Origin of the sequence: Variovorax sp. PDC80 (assembly GCF_900115375.1) — a bacterium.
Taxonomy (GTDB): Bacteria; Pseudomonadota; Gammaproteobacteria; order Burkholderiales; family Burkholderiaceae_C; genus Variovorax.
This window is the reverse complement of the sequence record NZ_FOWG01000013.1, coordinates 44,027-63,234: the sequence shown is the minus strand read 5'-3', so window position 1 is coordinate 63,234 and position 19,208 is coordinate 44,027. Positions and strand designations below refer to the sequence as shown.

Genomic DNA, 19,208 nt, shown 5'->3' with positions numbered 1-19,208 from the left:
TATTTCAGTGATAACGCTGAATCAAGGGTTTTCACGGATGATTTGGCATAGATACTGCTTCAAAGTGCGACCCGCAACGAAAGTTTTTTTCACAAACGCGTCTCGCCCCATGAAGGAGAACTCCATGCCCCACGCCGGCTCTTTCCCGCGCCTGCCCATGCTGACGAAGCGCACCCTTCTGGGTGCCACCCTGCTCGCGGCGCTGTATGCCGTGGCACCGCTGAGCGCCCAGGCGCAGGGTCCGCGCAACTTCGCCACGCTGGCGATGGTGGCCGAGCCGCAGACGCTCGATCCGATGGCCTCGACCGCCGACCTGGTCGGAACCATCATGCAGCACGTCTACGAGACGCTCTACACCTTCGACGCCAAGTGGAACGTGGTGCCGATGCTGGCCGAGGGCATGCCGAAGATCTCGGCCGACGGCAAGACCTACGCGATCGCGCTGCGCAAGGGCGTGATGCTGCACAGCGGCCGCGAGCTCACGGCCGACGACGTGGTCGCGAGCCTGCAGCGCTGGATGGACCAGTCGCCGCGCGGCAAGGCCGTGGGCAAGGAGATCGACAGCCTCAAGGCCAAGGGCCCGCTGGCGGTCGAGATCGTGCTCAAGGAACCCTATGCGCCGCTGCTGTCGCAGCTCGCGCTGCCCAGCGGCATGGCCGCGATCATGGCCAAGGAATCGATCGCCTCGCCGCTCAAGGACTTCGTCGGCACCGGCCCCTACAAGTTCAAGGAGCGCCGGCCCGACCAGTTCGTGCTGCTCACGCGCTTCGACAAGTACGCGGCGCGCAAGGAGCCCGCGAGCGGCTACGGCGGCAAGCGCGAGGCGGCGATCGAGGAACTGCGCTTCGTGCCGGTGCCCAACGCCAGCACGCGCGTCGAGGGCGCGCTGGCCGGCCAGTACGACTTCGCCGACCTGCTGCCGGTGGAGGCGCTGCCGCGCCTGGAGAAGTCGGGCGGCAAGACGGTGCCGATCATGACGCCCTCGTTCGGCTTCCCCTACCTGGTGCTCAACACCAAGGAAGGCGTGGCCGCGAGCCAGCCGGTGCGCCAGGCGATCCAGACCGCGCTCGGCGAGGGCGAGATGCTCGCGGCCGGCTTCGGCGACACGCGCTTCTTCGTGGCCGAGGCCAACCACTTCCCGAAGGGCTCGCCCTTCTATTCGACGGCCGGCGCCGACCAGTACAACCAGCGCAACGCCGCCAAGGCCAAGGAGGCCGCGGCCAAGGCCGGCTACAAGGGCGAGCCGATCCGCGTGCTCACGAGCCGCCAGTACGACTTCCACTACAACATGTCGCTGCTGATGGCCGAGCAGCTCAAGCGCGCCGGCTTCAAGGTCGACCTCAACGTGGTCGACTGGGCCACGCTGGTGCAGCGCCGCAACGACGCCAAGCTGTGGGACATCTACGTCACCCACTCGGGCCAGTTCCCCGAGCCCATGCTCTCGCCGCCGCAGCTCGGCGACGGCGCGCCCGGGTGGTGGGACACGCCCGCCAAGAAGGCGGCGCTGCAGGCCTTCAACGTCGAGAGCGACCCGGCCAAGCGCGGCGCGCTGTGGGGCAAGGTGCAGCAGGTGGTCTACGAGGAGGTGCCGTACATCAACGTCGGCAAGTTCAACGGGCTGTCGGCCAGGAGCCCGGCGCTCGACAACTACCAGCCCGCGACCTGGCCCTTCTTCTGGAACGCGAAGATCAAGTAAGGCCGAGAAGGACATCCGCCATGCCATCGCGTCGCCAACTTCTGCAAGCCAGCGCATGGGCCTCCGGTCTCGGAGCCCTGGGCCTCGCGGCCTCCACCGTCCAGGCCGCCACGTCGGGGCCCGTGTACGCCTACGTCGGCACCTACAGTGACGGCGGCAAGCCGTGGCGCGGCGGGCGCGGCCTGGGCGTGCACCAGTTCGTGCTCGACGGCGCGACCGGCGCGCTCACGCCCATTCCCGGCGCGCCGCCCGCGGTGGCGAGCCAGGGCGAGGGCGCGAAGCTGCGCAACCCCGCCTCGCTCGCGCGCCATCCGAGCCTGCCGCTGCTCTATGCGGCCAACGAGTTCGAGGCCGGCTCGGTCTCGGCCTTCCGCATCGGCGCGAACGGCGCGCTGTCCTTCGTGGCCGAGATGCCCTGCGGCGGCAAGGACCCGGCGCACCTCAGCGTGCATCCCGAGGGCCGTTTCCTCTTCACCGCCAACTACGCGAGCGGCGACGTCAGCGTGATCGCGCTGCGCGCCGACGGCGGCTTCGAGGCCGACCGTGCCGCCGTCGTCTACCCGGACGCGGCCGCCTGCGGCGCCACGCCCTGCAAGCCCGGCGCCGACGTGGTGCCGGCGGCCGCGCGCTCGCACGAGGGCTTCGCCACCTCCGACCACGACGGCCCGCATGCGCACATGGTGCAGTCCGATCCCAAGGGCAACTTCGTGCTCGTGGCCGACCTGGGGCTCGACCGCGTCATCTCCTACCGCTTCGACCGCGCGACCGGCGTGCTGAGCCAGCCCGGCACGGTGGCCGTGTCGGAGAGCTCGGGCGCGCGCCACTTCGTGTTCCATCCGAACGGCCGCTGGTTCTACCTCGTGAACGAGGAGGCCTCGACCATCGCCTTCATGCGCTACGACGACGCCACCGGCGTGCTCACGCCCGTGAGCGAGACCTCGGCGCTGCCGAAGGGCTTCAAGGGCACCAGCTACGCCTCGGGCATCCGCATGCTGCCCGGCGGCCGGCACTTCGTGTCGCTCAACCGGCTGCATGATTCGATCTCGCTGTTCGCGATCGATGCCCGCACCGGCGCGCCCACGCTGGTGCGCGAGGAATGGACGCGGGGCAACTACCCGCGCAGCTGCACGCTCGACCCGAGCGGGCGCTTCCTCTACGTCTGTCACAACAAGCAGGGCGACAACGTCACGGTCTTCCGCGTGAAGAACGGCGACATCGCGTTCACCGGCCAGTACGTGGCGGTGGGCAGCGCGGCAGCGATCGAGTTCTCGGCATGAAGAAGAACGCCTCGCTTCGCTACATCGCCTCGCGCGCGGGCGGCATGCTCATCGTGCTCGCCATCGTGGCGGTGCTGGTGTTCGTGCTCACGCGCGCCGCCTCGGGCGACCCGGTCTCGGTGCTGCTGGGCGACCAGGCCACCGCGGCCGACATCGCGCGCGTGCAGAAGGAGTACGGCCTCGACAAGCCGCTGCCCGTGCAGTTCGGCTACTGGCTGCGCGAGGTGCTGCAGGGCAACCTCGGCACCTCGATCTTCCTGCAGCGCCCGGTCACGCAGGCGCTGTGGGAGCGCGCCGAGCCCACCGCGCTGCTCGCGCTGATGGCGGTGGCCATCGCCGCGCTGATCGGCGTGCCCTGCGGCATCGTCTCGGCCGTGTTCCGCGGCCGCACGGTCGACCAGCTGTTCACCGGCATCGCGATGCTGGGCGCGAGCATCCCGAGCTTCTGGCTCGGCATCGTGCTGATCCAGATCTTCGCGGTCTCGTTCGGCTGGTTCCCGGTCTCGGGCTACGGCGCGCCCGACGCGGCGCTGGCCGAGCGGCTGCATTCGCTGGTGCTGCCGGCCACGGTGCTGGGCCTCCTGAACTCCGCGCTCATCATCCGCTTCACGCGCGCCTCGATGCTCGACGTGCTCGGCGAGGACTACGTGCGCACCGCGCGCTCCAAGGGCCTGAGCGAGACGGTGGTGGTGCTCAAGCATGCGCTGCGCAACGCGCTGGTGCCGATCGTCACGGTGATCGGCCTGACGGTGGCGTTGATGATCGGCGGCGCCGTCATCACCGAGACCGTGTTCGGCCTGCCGGGCGTGGGCAACCTCGTGGTGAGCGCGGTGCTGCGGCGCGACTACCCGGTGATCCAGGGCGCGCTGCTGGTGATCGCCGCGATCTACGTGCTCATCAATTTCTCGATCGACCTGCTGTATGCGGTGGTCGATCCGCGCGTGAAGGTCTGAGCCATGCGGATGCCAAGAATGCTGCGCCAACTGATGCACCGCCGCATCGTGATGCTGTCCGCGCTGGTGCTGCTGGCGATCGCCATCCTCGCCATCGGCGCGCCGCTGTTCGCCTCCATCGATCCCAACGACACGGCCGTGCTGCAGCGCCTGAAGGCGCCGAGCGCCGAGCACCTGCTGGGCACCGACGAGCTGGGCCGCGACCTCTACTCGCGCATCGTGCACGGCGCGCGCTACTCGCTGGCGATCGCGGCGCTCACCGCGCTCGGTGCCGTCGTCGCGGGCACCGTGCTGGGCCTGATGGCCGGCTTCTTCCGCCGGCTCGACGCGCCGCTGATGCGCGTGGTCGACGCGATGATGTCCTTCCCCGACATCCTGCTGGCGATCGCGCTGGTGGCGATCCTCGGGCCCTCGCTGATGAACACGGTGCTGGCGCTGGTGCTGGTCTACACGCCGCGCGTGGCGCGCGTGGTGCGGGCCTCCACATTGGTGGTGCGCGAGCTGCTGTTCGTCGAGGCCGTGCGCGCGCTCGGCGTGCGCACCTCGCGCATCCTGTGGCGCCACATCCTGCCGAACCTGATGTCGCCGATCCTGGTGCAGGTCTCGTTCATCTTCGCCTACGCGATCCTGGCCGAGGCGGGGCTGTCCTTCCTCGGCGTCGGCGTGCCGCCCGAGATCCCGACCTGGGGCACCATGGTCGCGGGCAGCCAGCAGTACGCGCACCAGGCCTTCTGGGTGGTGCTGTTCCCGGGGCTCGCGATCATCCTCACGGCGCTGTCGCTGCAGCTGCTGGGCGATGGCGTGCGCGACCTCCTAGACCCCAAGCTCAAGAAGACCGCGTGATGACGACCGCCACATCCTCCCCGCGCCTCGTGGTCGACAGCCTGAGCACCAGCTTCCCCACCGAGGACGGCCTGATCCGCTCGGTGGCCGACGTGAGCTTCGCGATCCAGCCCGGCAAGACCACCGCGCTGGTCGGCGAATCGGGCTCGGGCAAGTCGGTCACCAGCCTCACGCTGATGCGCCTCTTGCCCAGGACCGCCAATGCCCAGGTCAGCGGCGGCGCGCGCTTCGTCACGCGCGAAGGCAAGACCGTCGACCTGCTGACCCTGCCCGAGCGCGAGATGCGCGCATTGCGCGGCAACCAGCTCTCGATGATCTTCCAGGAACCGATGACCAGCCTGAACCCGGTGTTCACCATCGGCGAGCAGATCGCCGAGAGCGTGCGGCTGCACAAGGGGCTCGATCGCCAGGCCGCGCTGGCCCATGCCAAGCGCATGCTCGACCTGGTCGAGATCCCGGCCGCGGCGCAGCGCCTCCACGAGTACCCGCACCAGCTCTCGGGCGGCATGCGCCAGCGCGTGATGATCGCGCTGGCCATGGCCTGCGACCCGACGCTGCTGATCGCCGACGAGCCCACCACCGCGCTCGACGTGACCATCCAGGCGCAGATCCTGGTGCTGATGCGCCGGCTGCAGGCCGAGACCGGCATGAGCATCCTGTTCATCACGCACAACCTCGGCGTGGTCGCGCACCACGCCGACGACGTGGTCGTGATGTACGCGGGCCGGGTGGTCGAGAGCGCGCCGGTGCGCCCGCTGTTCGCGCAGCCCGAGCATCCCTACACCCAGGGCCTGCTGGCCTGCCTGCCGGGCAAGGCGCGCCAGCCGGGGCAGCCCAAGCCCAAGCGCCTGTTCGCGATCCGCGGCCAGGTGTCGAGCCCGCTGGCGCCGCCGCCGGGTTGCGCCTTCGAGCCGCGCTGCGACCATGCGCAGGCCGGTTGCGCCACGGCGATGCCGCCGCTGATCGACATCCGCCTGGACCGCCAGGCCCGCTGCACCCGCGTGCAGCCCGACGCCCACCTCGCGAGGCTCGCATGAACGCCGTCGTTTCCCCTCTGATCGAAGTCCGCGGACTCAAGAAGTATTTCGGCAGCGGCGAGCGCCCGGTGCGCGCGGTCGACGACGTGTCGTTCGCGATCCAGCCCGGCGAGACGCTGGGCCTGGTCGGCGAATCGGGCTCGGGCAAGAGCACCATCGGCCGCACCGTGCTGCGCCTGCTCGAGCGCACCGAGGGCCAGGTGCTCTACCGCGGCGACGACATCGGCGCGCTGTCGGGCGAGCGCATGCGCAAGCTGCGCAGCAAGCTGCAGATCATCTTCCAGGATCCGTACGCGAGCCTGAACCCGAAGATGCGCATCGGCGCGATCCTCGGCGAGGCGCTGGCCACGCACGGCCTGCACAAGGGCGCGGCCGCGCGCGACAAGCGCATCGCCGAGCTGCTCGAGACCGTGGGCCTGCGCGCCGAGCATGCGAGCCGCTTCCCGCACGAGTTCTCGGGCGGCCAGCGCCAGCGCATCGGCGTGGCGCGCGCGCTCGCGGTGGAGCCCGAGTTCATCGTGGCCGACGAGCCGCTGTCGGCGCTCGACGTGTCGATCCAGTCGCAGGTCATCAACCTGCTGGCCGACCTGCGCGAGCGCCTGGGCCTGACCATGCTGTTCATCTCGCACGACCTCGACGTGGTCGAGTACCTGTGCGACCGCGTGGTGGTGCTGTACCTGGGCAAGGTGATGGAGGTTGCGGAAACCGACGAACTCTTCGCGCGCCCCTCGCACCCCTACACCCAGGCGCTGCTGGCCGCGAGCCCGAAGCCCGATCCCGAGCTCGCCACCGAGCGCATCGCGCTCAAGGGCGACATCCCCAGTCCGATCTCGCCGCCCTCGGGCTGCGTGTTCCGCACGCGCTGCCCGCATGCCATCGAGGCCTGCGCGCAGACCGTGCCGCCGCTCGAGCAGGTTTCGAGCGGACACTACAGCGCCTGCATCCGCAAGGACCTGCTTTCCCCCATCGCCGCATGACCATGACCGACACCGCCGCTTCCTCCTTCGACGACCCGCTGCTGGGCAACAGCTTCAAGGGCTATCCGCGCACCCAGGCGCCGCGCCGGCGCAGCGAGATCGGCGCCGCGGGCTGGAACGTGCTCGCGGGCGACCTGCCGCTGCCGCTGGCCGTGCTCAAGCGCGAGGCGCTCGAGCACAACCTGGCCTGGATGCAGGCGCGCGTGCGCGAATGGGGCATCGACCTCGCGCCGCACGGCAAGACCACCATGTCGCCGCAGCTGTTCCAGCGCCAGCTGAACGCCGGCGCCTGGGGCCTGACCTTCGCCACCGTGACCCAGCTCGCGGTGGGCGTGGCCGCCGGCGCGCGCCGCACCCTGATCGCCAACCAGGTGGTGAGCGACGAGGACCTGGCCGGCATCCAGCTGCTGCTGCGCGACCATGCGGGCCTGCGCATCGTGTTTCTGGTCGATTCGCTGGCGCAGCTCGCGCTGATCGAGGACTGGGCGCGCCGCCACCCCAACAGCGTGCCCTTCGAGGTCATGCTCGAGATCGGCGTGCAGGGCGCGCGCACCGGCTGCCGCACGCATGAAGAGGCGGTGGCGCTCGCCACGCGGCTGCGCGCGAGCGACGCGGTGCGGCTGGTGGGCATCGAGACCTACGAAGGGCAGGGCGCCACCGGCGCCAGCGAGCCCGACGCGGCCTATGCCGCGACCCTGATGGACCGCGTGGAAGCGGTGGCGCGCCATTGCGACACGCAGCAGCTGTTCGAGACCGACGAGGTGCTGGTCTCGGCCGGCGGCTCGGCCATCTTCGACCTCGTGGCCGGGCGGTTGAAGCCCGCGCTGGCGTCGCCGGTGCGCGGCCTGCTGCGCTCGGGCTGCTACGTCACGCACGACCATGGCTTCTACAAGCGCATGGTCAGCGCGGTCGACGAGCGCCTCGGTTGCGATTGCGGCGAGAGCCTGGTGCCCGCGATGGAGGTCTGGGCCACCGTGCAGTCGCGGCCCGAACCCGGCCTCGCGATCCTGGCCGTGGGCAAGCGCGACATCTCCTTCGACCTCTCGCTGCCGGTGCCGATCGCGCGCGCGGCGCGCGGCGTGCTGGCGCCCGAGGCCGTGCCCGCGGGCTGGAAGATCACCGCGCTCAACGACCAGCATGCCTACCTGCGCTGGGAAGCCGACGAGGAGGCGCGCGCGCCGGCCGTCGGCGACCGCGTGGGCCTGGGCATCTCGCATCCCTGCACCACCTTCGACAAGTGGCACTGGATGCCCGTGGTCGAGAACGACTACCGCGTGAGCGACGCGGTGGCGATGCACTTCTGACCGCGCGGCCGATGACTCCCTCGCTGCTCCAGAAGATCGCACAGACCCGCGAGGGCGCGCCTGCCACGCGGCGCGCGATCCTCGACCTGATCCTCGAGGACCCCGACCGGGTGCTCGAGGAGAGCTTCGAATCGCTGGCCGAGCGCTCCGGCAGTTCGGTGCCGACCATCATGCGCACCTGCCGCGACCTCGGCTTCGCGGGCCTGCGCGAGTTCAAGCTCGCGCTGGCGCAGGAGCTCGCGCTCGGCGGCTCGCCGCTGCACCGCCGCGTCAACATCGAGGACGCCGCCGACGAGGTGGTATCGAAGATCGCGCGCAGCGCGGCCGCCTCGGTCTCGGGCGTGCGCGGCCAGCTCGACATGCAGGTGCTCGACGGCGCCGTCTCGGCCATCGCGGCCGCGCCGCACGTCGACCTGTACGGCGCCGGCGCCACCTCGTGGTTCATGGCCAACGACCTGCAGGCGCGGCTGTTCCGGCTCGGCCTGTCGGCCAATGCCTGGGCCGACTACCACCTGCAGCAGGTGGCCGGCGCCGCGCAGCGCCCGGGCGGCGTGGTGATCGCGATCTCGCACGTGGGCGGCATGCCCTCGCTGCTCGACGCGGTCGACATCGCGCGCGGCCAGGGCGCCAAGGTGGTCGCGCTCACGCGGCCCGGCACCGCGCTCGCGGCCAAGGCCGATTTCCTGCTCGGGCTCTCGGTGCCCGACGACGCCGTGATGCACGTGGGCATCGATGCCTACCTGACGCACCTCACGGCGATCGAGATCCTCACGGTGCTGGTCGCGCAGCGGCGCGGCGAGCCGGCGGTGCAGCGCCTGCAGCGCGCGCGCGAAGCCTTCCAGCGCCACGGCATCGACGCCACCACGCACCCGCTGCAGAGCTGGGACGGCGGCGGCATCAACGAGAAAGGACACCGGTCGTGAGCGCTCCCCAAGCCGTGCTGCTCGAAGCCGGCCTCGTGGTCGACGGCTCGGGCGGCCCCTCGTGGCCCGGCGACGTGCTGCTGCGCGGCGACCGCATCCTCGCGCTCGGCGAGGGCCTGCGCGCGCGCCTGCCCGAGGGCCTCGAGCTGGCCGATGTCGAGGTCGTCGACTGCCGCGCCAAGGTGATCGCGCCGGGCTTCATCGACGCCCACACGCACGACGACGCGATCGTGCTGCGCGACCCGCTGTGCCTGCCCAAGGTGTCGCAGGGCATCACCACCGTGGTCACGGGCAATTGCGGCATCTCGCTCGCGCCCTACCGCACGCCGCAGTCGAAGCCGCCGCTCACGCTGCTGGGCGCCGATTCGTTCCGCCATGCGAGCATGGCCGAGTACCGCGCCGCGGTCGACGCCACGCAGCCCGCGCTCAACGTGGCCGCGTTGGTGGGCCACACCACCCTGCGCTTCGCGGCCATGGAGGCGCTCGACCGGCCCGCGAACGCGGACGAGCTCGCGCGCATGGCGGCGCTGCTCGAGGCCTGCATGGCCGAGGGCGCGCACGGCATGTCCTCGGGCCTGTTCTATGAAGAAGCCTTCGCCGCGCCCGCCGAGGAGGTGACCGCGCTCGCGCGCGTGGTGGCGCGCCATGGCGGCGTGTACGCCACCCACCTGCGCAGCGAGATGCAGCAGATCGTCGAGGCGCTGCACGAGGCCGGCGACTCGGCCTTCGCCGCTGGCGTGCCGCTGGTGATCTCGCACCACAAGTGCGCCGGGCCCGCGAACTGGGGCCGCACGAAGGAAACGCTGCCGCTGATCGAGTCGCTCGCGCAGCGCCAGAAGATCGCGATGGACGTCTACCCCTACGTCGCCGGTTCCACCGTGCTGCGCGAGGACCTGGTCGACGGCGTGATCGACGTGCTGCTGACCTGGTCCGACCCGCATCCCGAGATGACCGGCCGGCTGGTGTCGGACATCGCGCGCGAATGGGGCGTGAGCGAGCAGGAGGCCTGCCTGCGGCTGAAGCCCGGCGGCGCCTGCTACTTCCAGATGCAGGAAGAGGACGTGGAGCGCGTGATCGCGCATCCGCTGACCATGATCGGCAGCGACGGCCTGCCGCACGACCGCCATCCGCATCCGCGGCTGTGGGGCGCGTTCCCGCGCGTGTTCGCGCGCTACTGGCGCGAGCGCCGGCTGTTCACGCTCGAGCAGGCGGTGCACAAGATGACCGGCATGAGCGCGCGCAACCTGCGCATCGCCGAGCGCGGCCTGCTGCGCGCGGGCCACATGGCCGACGTGGTGGTGTTCGATCCCGAGACCATCGCCGACACCGCCACCTACGACCGGCCCAAGGGCCTGAGCCTGGGCATCGAGCACGTGTTCGTCAACGGCGTGCTGGCCTACCGCGGCGGCGCGACCGTGGACGAGGCGCGCGTGCTGGCGCGCGCGGGGCGCATGCTGACGCGCGGCACCTGAGCGCGGCGGCCGCCCCGCGGCTGTCATCGGACTGTCACGAACCGTCATATTGCGTGGCTAGGATGTTCCTCGAACCCCGATGAAGGGGCCGAGGAGCAGCACCGTTGGAAATCCGCAAACTGATCGCGCCGGCGCTGGCCGTGGTCCTGCTGGCCGCGGTCGCGGGCGGCGTCTGGTATTCGAACCAGCGCGTGCGCGACGACACGACGGCCGGCAACGCCGCGCGGATCGAGCAGGCGCGCCATGTGGCGCTGCGCGGGCTGATCGGTTCCGAGAAGGAATCGTTCTTCGCCGACGAGCGCGTGCAGCAGGCGCTGGCCGCGCAGGGCATCACGGTCACGGTGGAGAAGGCCGGCTCGCGCACCATCGCCGAGCGCTACGACGCCGCCAAGTTCGACTTCGGCTTTCCCTCGGGCGCGCCGGCGGCGCAGCGGCTCAAGGAGCTCGCGAAGGCGCCCAATGTCTACAACCCCTTCTACACGCCGATCGTGCTCGCGAGCTGGCGGCCGATCGCCGAGATCCTGATCGCCAACGGCGTGGCCGAGAAGCAGGGCGACTTCTACTACGTGGTCGACCTGCCGAAGCTGATGGCGATGATCGAGAAGGGCACGCGCTGGAAGGAGCTCAAGGCCAGCGCCGCGTTCTCCACCAGCAAGTCGCTGCTGATCAATTCGACCGACGTGCGCACCTCCAACTCGGCGGCGATGTACCTGGCGCTGGCGAGCTACCTCGCGAACGGCCAGCAGATCGTGCAGAGCCAGCAGGACGTGGACCGCGTGCTGCCGACGGTGGCGCCGCTGTTCCTGCGCCAGGGCTTCCAGGAACAGTCCTCGGCCGGGCCGTTCGAGGACTACCTCGCGCTCGGCATGGGCAAGGCGCCGCTGCTGGTGGCCTACGAATCGCAGCTGGTGGAGTTCTGGCTCAAGCATCCCGACCGGCTGCGCGGCGACATGGTGCTGCTCTATCCGCGGCCCACGGTCTATTCGAAGCATGTGCTGGTGCCCTACACGCCGGGCGGCGCGCGCCTGGGCGCGGCGCTGGAGAACGATCCCAAGCTGCGCGAGCTCGCGCACGAGTACGGCTTTCGCACCGGTGGCGAGGCCAAGGGGCCCGAGAACTGGGCCGGCCGCGGCGTCAAGGTGCCCGACGTGCTGGTCGACGTGATCGACCCGCCCAGCTTCGAATGGCTCGAACGCATGACCACCGCCATCGAAGGCCGCTTCAAGTGAACCCGAGGAACCCATGAACACTTCCCGTCCCGAGTCCGCCCCCGCCACAGCGGTCGCCGTTGCCGCGCCCGACGTGCTGCAGCCGCCGCAGTCCTTCGTGCTCGAGCCGCCAGCGCCCGTCGCGCCGGTGCCGGTCGAATCCGCCAGCGGGCGGGTGCGGCTCAAGCCCGAGGAGGTCGGCGAGCTCGATGCGCAGGTCGACCGCTTCATCGACGACATCACGGCGCACGACAGCCAGCATCCGCAGTTCAAGGAAGCGGTGGCGCGCATCCACTCGATGGGCAGCAAGGAGATCGAGGCCTCGGCCTCGGTCTCCAACCGCATGCTCGAACGCCCGGTGGGTTCGCTGCGCAACGGGCTGTTCGGCCAGGGCTCGCAGATCGGCCAGTCGCTGATCGACCTGCGCCATCAGGTCGAGGACCTCGATCCCTCGAAGCAGGGCGACCTGTTCTCGGCGCGCAAGCTGCTGGGCCTGATCCCGCTGGGCAACAAGCTGGTCGCCTACTTCGAGCGCTACCAGTCCTCGCAGTCGCACCTCAACGCCATCATCGAATCGCTCAAGCGCGGCAAGGACGAGCTGCTGCGCGACAACGCGGCCATCGAGCAGGAGAAGGTCAACCTCTGGACGCTGATGGAGCGGCTCGAGAAATACGTGCACATCGGCAAGGCGCTCGACGCGCGCCTCGACGCCAAGGCGCGCGAGTTCGACGCCACCGATCCCGAGAAGGCGCGCGTGGTGCGCGAGGAGATGCTGTTCTACGCGCGCCAGAAGGTCACCGACCTGCTGACGCAGCTCGCGGTCAACATCCAGGGCTACCTGGCGCTCGACATGATCCGCAAGAACAACCTCGAGCTGACCAAGGGCGTGGACCGCGCCACCACCACCACGGTGTCGGCGCTGCGCACCGCGGTGATCGTGGCGCAGGCGCTGGCCAACCAGAAGCTGGTGCTCGACCAGATCGGCGCGCTCAATGCCACCACCGGCAACCTGATCGCCACCACCAGCGAGCTGCTGCGCGAGCAGACCGGCCAGATCCACCAGCAGGCGGCCTCGGGCACGATCGAGATCGCCAAGCTGCAGCAGGCCTTCGCGAACATCTACCAGACCATGGACGCGATCGCCGACTTCAAGCTCAAGGCGCTCGACTCGATGCAGACCACGGTCGACACGCTGAGCGACGAGGTGGCGCGCAGCCGCGGCTACCTCGACCGCGCGCGCCGCGAGACCTCGACCGCCGCGCTGCGCGAGCCGGCGGCGGGCAGCGGGGTCGTGCTGTGAGCCTGGCGCCGGCGCGGCGCTTCGCGCTCGGTGCGCTGCTGGCGCTGGCGCTCGGGCTGGCCGGCTGCGGCCGCGAGGAGACACCCACCGCCGCCGCGCCGCAGGCCACTGCGCCATCGGCCGCCTTCACCGTTCTCGCGGGCTCCGAGCTCAAGGACCTCGAGGCGCCGCTGGTCGAGGCCGCGCGCGCCGCCGGGGTGGAGCTGCAGCTGTCGTACGCGGGCACGCTCGACATCGTGGAGCGCGTGAACGCCGGCGAGCGCTTCGATGCGATCCTGCCGCCCAACGGCGCCTATCCCGCGCTGGCGCTCGCCAAGCCGGCGGTGGCGCGCGAGAAGCTCTTCTACTCGCGCATCGCGCTCGGCGTGAAGGCCGCCAAGGCCGCGCGGCTGGGCTGGGACAAGCGCGCGCCCGGCTGGGCCGACATCGCGCGGGCCGCGAGCACGGGCCAGCTGCGCTACGGCATGACCAACGCGACCAGCTCCAACACCGGCATGAGCGCGCTGTTCGCGGTCGCCTCGGCGCTCGCGGGCAAGACCGAGGACCTGACGGCGCAGGACGTGGACGAGAAGACGCTCAAGGCCTTCCTCTCGGGCCAGAAGCTCACGGCCGGCAGCTCGGGCTGGCTGGCCGATGCCTACCTGGCCGATCCCGCGGCGATCGATGCGATGGTCAACTACGAGGCGGTGATCCTGCGCCTCAACGAGCGGCTGCCCGCGGCCGACCGGCTGCTGCCGATCTATCCGCGCGACGGCATGATCTCGGCCGACTATCCGCTGATGCTGCTCGACGAGGCCCGGCGCGAGCCCTACAACCGGCTGGTGGCGGCCTGGAAGGGGGCCGCGTTCCAGCGCGATGCGCTGTCGGCCGCCTTCCTGCGCCCGGTCAATCCCGAGGTGCAGGCCGCGAGCGCGCTGCCCACGGCGGCAGTGTCGGAGCTGTCCTTTCCGAACCGGCTCGAGGTGATCGATGCCGTGCTCGGCACCTACCAGGCGCGCTGGCGCAAGCCCTCCACCTCGATCTTCGTGCTCGACCTCAGCGGCTCGATGCAGGGGCAGCGTCTGGAAGCCATGCGCGAGGCGCTCAAGCGGCTGTCGGGCGCCGAGGCCGGCGCCGCGGCGAGCGTGCGCTACAGCGCGTTCCAGAGCCGCGAGCGGGTGGTGCTGATTCCATTCGCCACGCGCGTGTCGGAACCGGTGTGGGTGCGCTTCGAGCCCGAGCGCATCGGCGCCGCGCGCGAGGAGCTGCGCCGCCAGGCCGACGCGATGAAGGCCGATGGCGGCACCGCCATCTATTCGGCGCTGGCCGTGGCCGAGGACCTCGCGCGCGAGGAGCAGCGCAGCGATCCCGATCGCTTCGTGAGCATCGTGCTGCTGACCGACGGCCAGAACAACGCGGGCCTGAATCCCGAGGAGTTCCAGGCACGCTATGCGAACGGGCTGCCGGCGCGCATCTTCCCGATCCTGTTCGGCGAGGGCAACGCGGCCGAGATGCACCAGCTCGCGAAGTCCTCGGGCGGGCGCGAGTTCGACGGCCGCCGGCTGGTGCTGGCGCAGGTGTTCAAGGAAATCCGGGGCTACCAGTGAGCTCGCGCAAAGGCTCGATGTGGCGCGGCGTTCGCTGAAGCTGCGCGCGCTGCTGTTCCTCTACGGCAACGGCAACATCCTCGGCTGCGCGCTCGCGCTGGCCGGTCCGGCGCTGCTGTTCGCGGGCATCATCGACCGTGGCTGGCTCGCCATCACCGCCGGCCTCTACATCGGCGGCTGGCTGCTGGGCCGGCGCGCGCCCGAGCTCGAGCGCCGCATCGAGGACAGCCTGAGCCTGGAGGAGACGCTGCGGCGGCTCGAGCAGGTGGTCGCGCGCGCCTCGCCGCACCTGACCGATGACATGCGGCACAGCCTCGAGAGCGTGCGCGGCCTGGTGGTCGAAGTGCTGCCGCAGTTGATGGATGCCGGCACCGGCGGCGACGACCTGTTCACCGTGCGCGAGACCGTGCTGCGCTACCTGCCCGAGACCCTGGCCAACTACGTGACGCTGCCGCCGGCCTTTCGCGTCACGCAGCCGTTGAAGGACGGCAAGACCGCGCGCCAGCTGCTCGGCGAGCAGCTGGGCCTGCTCGATGCCAAGCTGCGCGAGGTGGTCGCCAACCTGGCGGCGAGCGATGCCGCGGCGCTGGTGGCCAATGGCCAGTTCCTCGAGCAGAAGTTCAGGCAGCCCGACTTCCTCGAGGGCTGAGCCGCGCCGGCAAAGCCCTTGCAAACGTGGGGCCGCGCGCGGGCTTCGATAGACTGCGCGGGTGACTTCCTCTTCCGAGCCTCCCAGTCCGTCGCTGGCCTGCGCCAGCCTCCCGCTTCCTCGCCGCCGCTTTCCGCGCGTGCTGTCCCCGCCCCTGACACGGCCTCCGCCGCGTCCAACGGCTGCTTCTCTCCTCCCGATTCCCCCGTCATCGCCCGCCATGGTTCGCGCCATGCCGGGCCGCCTGCGCACGCGCGCCACCTTCCATGATTGAACTGCTGTCCGACCCCGCCGTCTGGATCGGTCTCCTCACGCTCATCGTGCTCGAGATCGTGCTGGGCATCGACAACCTGATCTTCATCGCGATCCTCGCGGAGAAGCTGCCGCCGCACCAGCGCGACCGCGCGCGGCTCATCGGCCTGAGCCTGGCGCTCTTGATGCGCCTGGGGCTGCTGTCCATCGTCTCGTGGCTGGTGACGCTGACCACGCCGCTGTTCAGCCTGTTCGGCCAGGGCTTCTCGGGGCGCGACCTGATCCTGCTGTTCGGCGGCCTGTTCCTGCTGTTCAAGGCCACGGCCGAGCTGCACGAGCGCATCGAGGGCGTGAGCCATGCCGTGACCGGCAGCGCGGCCTATGCGAGCTTCGGCGTGGTGGTGGCGCAGATCGTGGTGCTCGATGCCGTGTTCTCGCTCGACGCGGTGATCACGGCCGTCGGCATGGTCGACCACCTGCCGGTGATGATGGCCGCGGTGATCATCTCGATCGCGATCATGCTGTGGGCCTCGAAGCCGCTGACGCGCTTCGTCAACGCCCATCCCACGGTGGTGGTGCTGTGCCTGAGCTTCCTGCTGATGATCGGCCTGAGCCTGGTGGCCGAGGGCCTGGGCTTCCACATTCCCAAGGGCTACCTCTACGGCGCGATCGGCTTCTCGGTGCTGATCGAGGCGCTCAATCAGTGGGTGCGCCGCAATGCGCTGCGCCACGAGGCGCGCCGGCCGCTGCGCGAGCGCACGGCCGAGTCGGTGATCCGCCTGCTCGGCGGCCGCACGCGCGGCGAACCGGTGCCCATGGGCGGCGATGCGGCCGATGCCGATGCGCCCGCGGACGAACCCGCCTTCGGCATCGAGGAACGCAACATGGTCAGCGGCGTGCTCTCGCTGGCCGAGCGCAACGTGCGCTCGGTGATGACGCCGCGCGCCGACGTCTCCTGGGTCGACCTGGACGACGATCCCGAGGCGCTGCGCGAGCAACTGCTCGACACGCCGCACGGCATCTTCCCGGTGTGCCGCGGCTCGCTCGATCAGGTGGTGGGCGTGGCGCGCGCCAAGGACCTGCTGGGCCAGCTGCTGCGCCATGGCCGCATCGACGAGGGCCATGGCCTGCGCGCGCCGATCTACGTGGCCGAGTCGACGCGCGTGATCCGCCTGATCGACACCCTGCGCGGCGCGCGCGGCCAGCTCGCGCTGGTGGCCGACGAGCACGGCACGCTCACGGGCGTGGTCACGCCGATCGACGTGCTGGAGGCGATCGCGGGCGAGTTTCCCGACGAGGACGAGGCGCTCGAGATCCAGCAGACCGGCCCCGAGGCCTGGACCGTGGCCGGCAGCGCCGACCCGCACCTGCTCGAGCAGGCGCTGCAGACCGACGGCCTGGCGAGCGAGGACGACAGCTACACCTCGGTGGCGGGGCTGCTGCTCGACCGCTTCGGCGGCCTGCCCGCGGCCGAGGCCACCTGGGTGCACGACGGCTGGGAATTCGTCGTCACCGGCGTGGATGCGCAGCGCATCCGCGAGGTGGCGGTGCGGCGCGTGCCCGTGGCGCCGCCCGAGGCCTGAAGCGCGCAGGGCGCCGCTTTGATAGGCTGGCGCCTTCCGCTCTCCGATCCGCTCCGCGCATGACCTCCAACGCCGCCCACCGCCAGCCCGTTCCCCTCGCCAAGGCCTACCGCCTGCTCAACCACGGCCCCACGGTGCTGGTGAGCGCGGCCCATGCGGGCCGGCGCAACATCATGGCGGCGGCCTGGGCCATGCCGCTGGACTTCGATCCGCCCAAGGTGGCGGTGGTGCTCGACAAGAGCACCTGGACCCGCGTGCTGCTCGAGGGCGCGGGCAGCTTCGCGCTGCAGGTGCCGGTGCGCGCGCAGCTCGACCTGACCGAGGCGCTGGGCAGCAGCTCGGGCCGCGAGCTGGTCGAGCGCGACGGCCGCGACAAGTTCGAGGCCTATGGGCTGCAGAGCTTCGCGGGCAGCGCCACCGGGGCGCCCCTGCTCGAGGGCTGCGCGGCCTGGCTCGAATGCCGGCTGCTGCCCGAGCCGCCGATCCAGCAGCGCTACGACCTGTTCCTCGGCGAGGTGATCGCGGCTCAGGCCGATGCGCGCGTGTTCTCGAACGGCCGCTGGCACTTCGAGGGCCACGACGATCTGCGCACGCTGCACCATGTGGCGGGCGGGCACTTCATCGTCGACGGCGAGGCGGTGGACGCGAAGCCGCTGCCGCAGGCCGGGCACTGAATCAGCCGTCGCTGGTCCGGCCCGAGGCCACCAGCAACTGCCGCAGCACCACCCCGCCGCACAACGCGGCCGCGCCGGCCAGCAGCACGAAGCTCAGCACGCCGGCCGGCGAGGCGTCCTCGAGCCAGCCGGCCACCAGCAGCGTGGCGCTGTTGTAGGCCGCGTGCAGCGCGATGCACGGGATCAGCGAGCGCGTGCGCTCGTAGAGCCAGCCCAGCACCGCGCCCATCGCCACGCCGACCACGAACTGGTAGATGTTCATGTGGGCCGCGCCGAACAGCAGCGCCGACATGAAGATCGCCTGCCCGCGCCCGTAGCGCTGCAGGAAGCCGCGCAGCACGATGCCGCGGAACAGCATCTCCTCGAGCAGCGGCGCCATCACGCAGACCGCCAGCACCGCCGCCACGCTGCCGTCGGCCATGCGGCTGAACATCGCCTCCTCCCAGGCCGACAGCGGCAGCGCCAGCGTCAGCAGGTTGATCGCGCAGGTGATCGCCAGCATCAGCGCCGGCACCAGCAGCAGCGTGGGCGGCACCACCAGCATCAGCGTGGCGCGCATCGAGGCATTCGAGGGATGGAACAGCGCGCGCCAGCCCAGCTTCTGCTGCTGCATCACGACCGCGAACACCAGTCCGTTGCCCAGCACGGACGACAGCACGCCGATCTGCATGGTGCTCAGGCCGAACAGCCGGTTGCCGTCGCGCAGCGCGGCGCCCACGACCAGCTCGCAGAGGAACAGGGCGAGGTACAGCAGGACGGCCTGCGTCGCCGAGGGGAAGGCCGGGCGGTTCGGGGAGGGCATGGGCGCTGCGCGAAGGTGGCGGGCATGTTAGCCGCTGCCGCCGGCCCGGCGCCTCCCCCAACCGGGGGGCGGTGTCAGACCACGAAGGGCAGGAAGCGCTTCGTGCCGCGCATGTAGGCGCGGTAGGCGTCGCCGAAATGCGCGATGCATTCGCGCTCGTCGCTGAGCGCCGTCAGCACCAGCAGCACCGTGGCCGCGAGCGCCAGCGCGAGGCCGGGACCGCCGATGTCCTTGAGGCAGGCGCCCCAGGCCAGCAGCATCAGCGCGGTGTACATCGGATGGCGGATGTAGCGGAAGGCACCGTCGGTGACCAGCGAGTCGGTCTTCTCGAAGCCTAGCAGCGCGGGATCGTCGTCGCGCGCCGCGCCGGGCCGCACCGCGGCCTGCAGCCGGCGCCAGGCATGCACCGGCAGCCAGGCCGACAGCGCCAGCAGCAGCCACGACAGCAGCTGGTGCGGCGCCAGCGGATCCACATGCCACACGGGCAGGTTCAGCAGGATCAGCGCCAGCATGCACTCCCAGGCGAAGAAGCGGTAGAAGCCGTGCGAGCCGCGCCGGCGCAGCGCGCCGCGCGAGACGTACAGCAGCGCGGCCGAGACGGCGACGAAGAGGGCGATCTGGATCCAGGCGAAAGGCATGGGCCCGAATCTACACGCCGGGCCGCGGCGCCCT

General features: G+C 70.8%; 17 protein-coding genes. 15 read left to right on the top strand and 2 right to left on the bottom strand.

Annotated elements, in window-relative coordinates:
- Positions 1–124 precede the first annotated feature (124 nt).
- The 15 genes from BM109_RS31370 (at position 125) to BM109_RS31300 (ending at position 17,734) form a co-directional block, all read left to right on the top strand.
- The gene (locus BM109_RS31370; protein WP_093352192.1) at positions 125–1,696 is read left to right on the top strand and encodes an ABC transporter substrate-binding protein; all 1,572 of its coding nucleotides are present in this window, start codon (positions 125–127) and stop codon (positions 1,694–1,696) included.
- Positions 1,697–1,716: 20 nt separating this feature from the next.
- A complete protein-coding gene (locus BM109_RS31365; protein ID WP_093351818.1) occupies positions 1,717–2,973 on the top strand; it encodes a lactonase family protein in 1,257 nt (418 codons plus the stop codon).
- Positions 2,970–3,926, top strand: coding sequence for an ABC transporter permease (locus BM109_RS31360; protein ID WP_093351815.1), 957 nt, complete (start codon positions 2,970–2,972; stop codon positions 3,924–3,926). Before BM109_RS31365 ends, BM109_RS31360 begins: the two co-directional genes overlap by 4 nt.
- A 3-nt stretch (positions 3,927–3,929) precedes the next feature.
- Entirely contained in the window at positions 3,930–4,769 is an 840-nt protein-coding gene (locus BM109_RS31355; protein WP_093351813.1) for an ABC transporter permease, read from the top strand.
- On the top strand, positions 4,769–5,806 hold the full coding sequence (locus BM109_RS31350; protein WP_093351809.1) for an ABC transporter ATP-binding protein: 1,038 nt from the start codon (positions 4,769–4,771) through the stop codon (positions 5,804–5,806). The genes BM109_RS31355 and BM109_RS31350 overlap by 1 nt, the downstream gene beginning before the upstream one ends.
- A complete protein-coding gene (locus BM109_RS31345) occupies positions 5,803–6,783 on the top strand; it encodes an ABC transporter ATP-binding protein (RefSeq protein WP_093351806.1) in 981 nt (326 codons plus the stop codon). Before BM109_RS31350 ends, BM109_RS31345 begins: the two co-directional genes overlap by 4 nt.
- Before the next feature lie 2 nt (positions 6,784–6,785).
- The gene (locus tag BM109_RS31340) at positions 6,786–8,087 is read left to right on the top strand and encodes an amino acid deaminase (RefSeq protein WP_177239512.1); all 1,302 of its coding nucleotides are present in this window, start codon (positions 6,786–6,788) and stop codon (positions 8,085–8,087) included.
- 11 nt (positions 8,088–8,098) lie between these two features.
- Positions 8,099–9,010 (top strand): MurR/RpiR family transcriptional regulator, encoded by a 912-nt coding sequence (locus BM109_RS31335; protein WP_093351801.1) that lies wholly within the window; start codon positions 8,099–8,101, stop codon positions 9,008–9,010.
- A complete protein-coding gene (locus BM109_RS31330) occupies positions 9,007–10,482 on the top strand; it encodes an N-acyl-D-amino-acid deacylase family protein (protein WP_093351799.1) in 1,476 nt (491 codons plus the stop codon). Before BM109_RS31335 ends, BM109_RS31330 begins: the two co-directional genes overlap by 4 nt.
- Before the next feature lie 104 nt (positions 10,483–10,586).
- Positions 10,587–11,711: a hypothetical protein gene (locus tag BM109_RS31325; RefSeq protein ID WP_093351796.1), complete on the top strand. Its 1,125-nt coding sequence runs from the start codon at positions 10,587–10,589 to the stop codon at positions 11,709–11,711.
- Positions 11,712–11,724: 13 nt separating this feature from the next.
- Positions 11,725–12,990 (top strand): toxic anion resistance protein, encoded by a 1,266-nt coding sequence (locus BM109_RS31320; protein WP_093351793.1) that lies wholly within the window; start codon positions 11,725–11,727, stop codon positions 12,988–12,990.
- A complete protein-coding gene (locus tag BM109_RS31315) occupies positions 12,987–14,576 on the top strand; it encodes a vWA domain-containing protein (protein ID WP_256222895.1) in 1,590 nt (529 codons plus the stop codon). The genes BM109_RS31320 and BM109_RS31315 overlap by 4 nt, the downstream gene beginning before the upstream one ends.
- A gap of 19 nt (positions 14,577–14,595) precedes the next feature.
- Entirely contained in the window at positions 14,596–15,225 is a 630-nt protein-coding gene (locus tag BM109_RS31310; protein ID WP_256222894.1) for a hypothetical protein, read from the top strand.
- A 269-nt stretch (positions 15,226–15,494) separates the two neighbouring features.
- On the top strand, positions 15,495–17,060 hold the full coding sequence (locus BM109_RS31305; protein ID WP_093352184.1) for a TerC family protein: 1,566 nt from the start codon (positions 15,495–15,497) through the stop codon (positions 17,058–17,060).
- A 59-nt stretch (positions 17,061–17,119) separates the two neighbouring features.
- A complete protein-coding gene (locus BM109_RS31300; protein WP_093351790.1) occupies positions 17,120–17,734 on the top strand; it encodes a flavin reductase family protein in 615 nt (204 codons plus the stop codon).
- A 1-nt stretch (position 17,735) separates the two neighbouring features.
- On the opposite strand, the gene BM109_RS31295 is transcribed toward BM109_RS31300, so the two are convergent.
- Entirely contained in the window at positions 17,736–18,536 is an 801-nt protein-coding gene (locus BM109_RS31295) for a CPBP family intramembrane glutamic endopeptidase (protein WP_093351788.1), read from the bottom strand.
- 74 nt (positions 18,537–18,610) lie between these two features.
- Positions 18,611–19,174: a methyltransferase family protein gene (locus BM109_RS31290; protein WP_093351785.1), complete on the bottom strand. Its 564-nt coding sequence runs from the start codon at positions 19,172–19,174 to the stop codon at positions 18,611–18,613.
- Positions 19,175–19,208 lie beyond the last annotated feature (34 nt).

Excerpts from the sequence above, each read along its gene's own strand:
- BM109_RS31370 (WP_093352192.1), top strand. The coding sequence starts at position 125 with ATGCCCCACGCCGGCTCTTTCCCGCGCCTGCCCATGCTGACGAAGCGC.
- BM109_RS31365 (WP_093351818.1), top strand. The coding sequence starts at position 1,717 with ATGCCATCGCGTCGCCAACTTCTGCAAGCCAGCGCATGGGCCTCCGGT.
- BM109_RS31360 (WP_093351815.1), top strand. The coding sequence starts at position 2,970 with ATGAAGAAGAACGCCTCGCTTCGCTACATCGCCTCGCGCGCGGGCGGC.
- BM109_RS31355 (WP_093351813.1), top strand. The coding sequence starts at position 3,930 with ATGCGGATGCCAAGAATGCTGCGCCAACTGATGCACCGCCGCATCGTG.
- BM109_RS31350 (WP_093351809.1), top strand. The coding sequence starts at position 4,769 with ATGACGACCGCCACATCCTCCCCGCGCCTCGTGGTCGACAGCCTGAGC.
- BM109_RS31345 (WP_093351806.1), top strand. The coding sequence starts at position 5,803 with ATGAACGCCGTCGTTTCCCCTCTGATCGAAGTCCGCGGACTCAAGAAG.
- BM109_RS31340 (WP_177239512.1), top strand. The coding sequence starts at position 6,786 with ATGACCGACACCGCCGCTTCCTCCTTCGACGACCCGCTGCTGGGCAAC.
- BM109_RS31335 (WP_093351801.1), top strand. The coding sequence starts at position 8,099 with ATGACTCCCTCGCTGCTCCAGAAGATCGCACAGACCCGCGAGGGCGCG.
- BM109_RS31320 (WP_093351793.1), top strand. The coding sequence starts at position 11,725 with ATGAACACTTCCCGTCCCGAGTCCGCCCCCGCCACAGCGGTCGCCGTT.
- BM109_RS31300 (WP_093351790.1), top strand. The coding sequence starts at position 17,120 with ATGACCTCCAACGCCGCCCACCGCCAGCCCGTTCCCCTCGCCAAGGCC.
- BM109_RS31295 (WP_093351788.1), bottom strand. The coding sequence starts at position 18,536 with ATGCCCTCCCCGAACCGCCCGGCCTTCCCCTCGGCGACGCAGGCCGTC.
- BM109_RS31290 (WP_093351785.1), bottom strand. The coding sequence starts at position 19,174 with ATGCCTTTCGCCTGGATCCAGATCGCCCTCTTCGTCGCCGTCTCGGCC.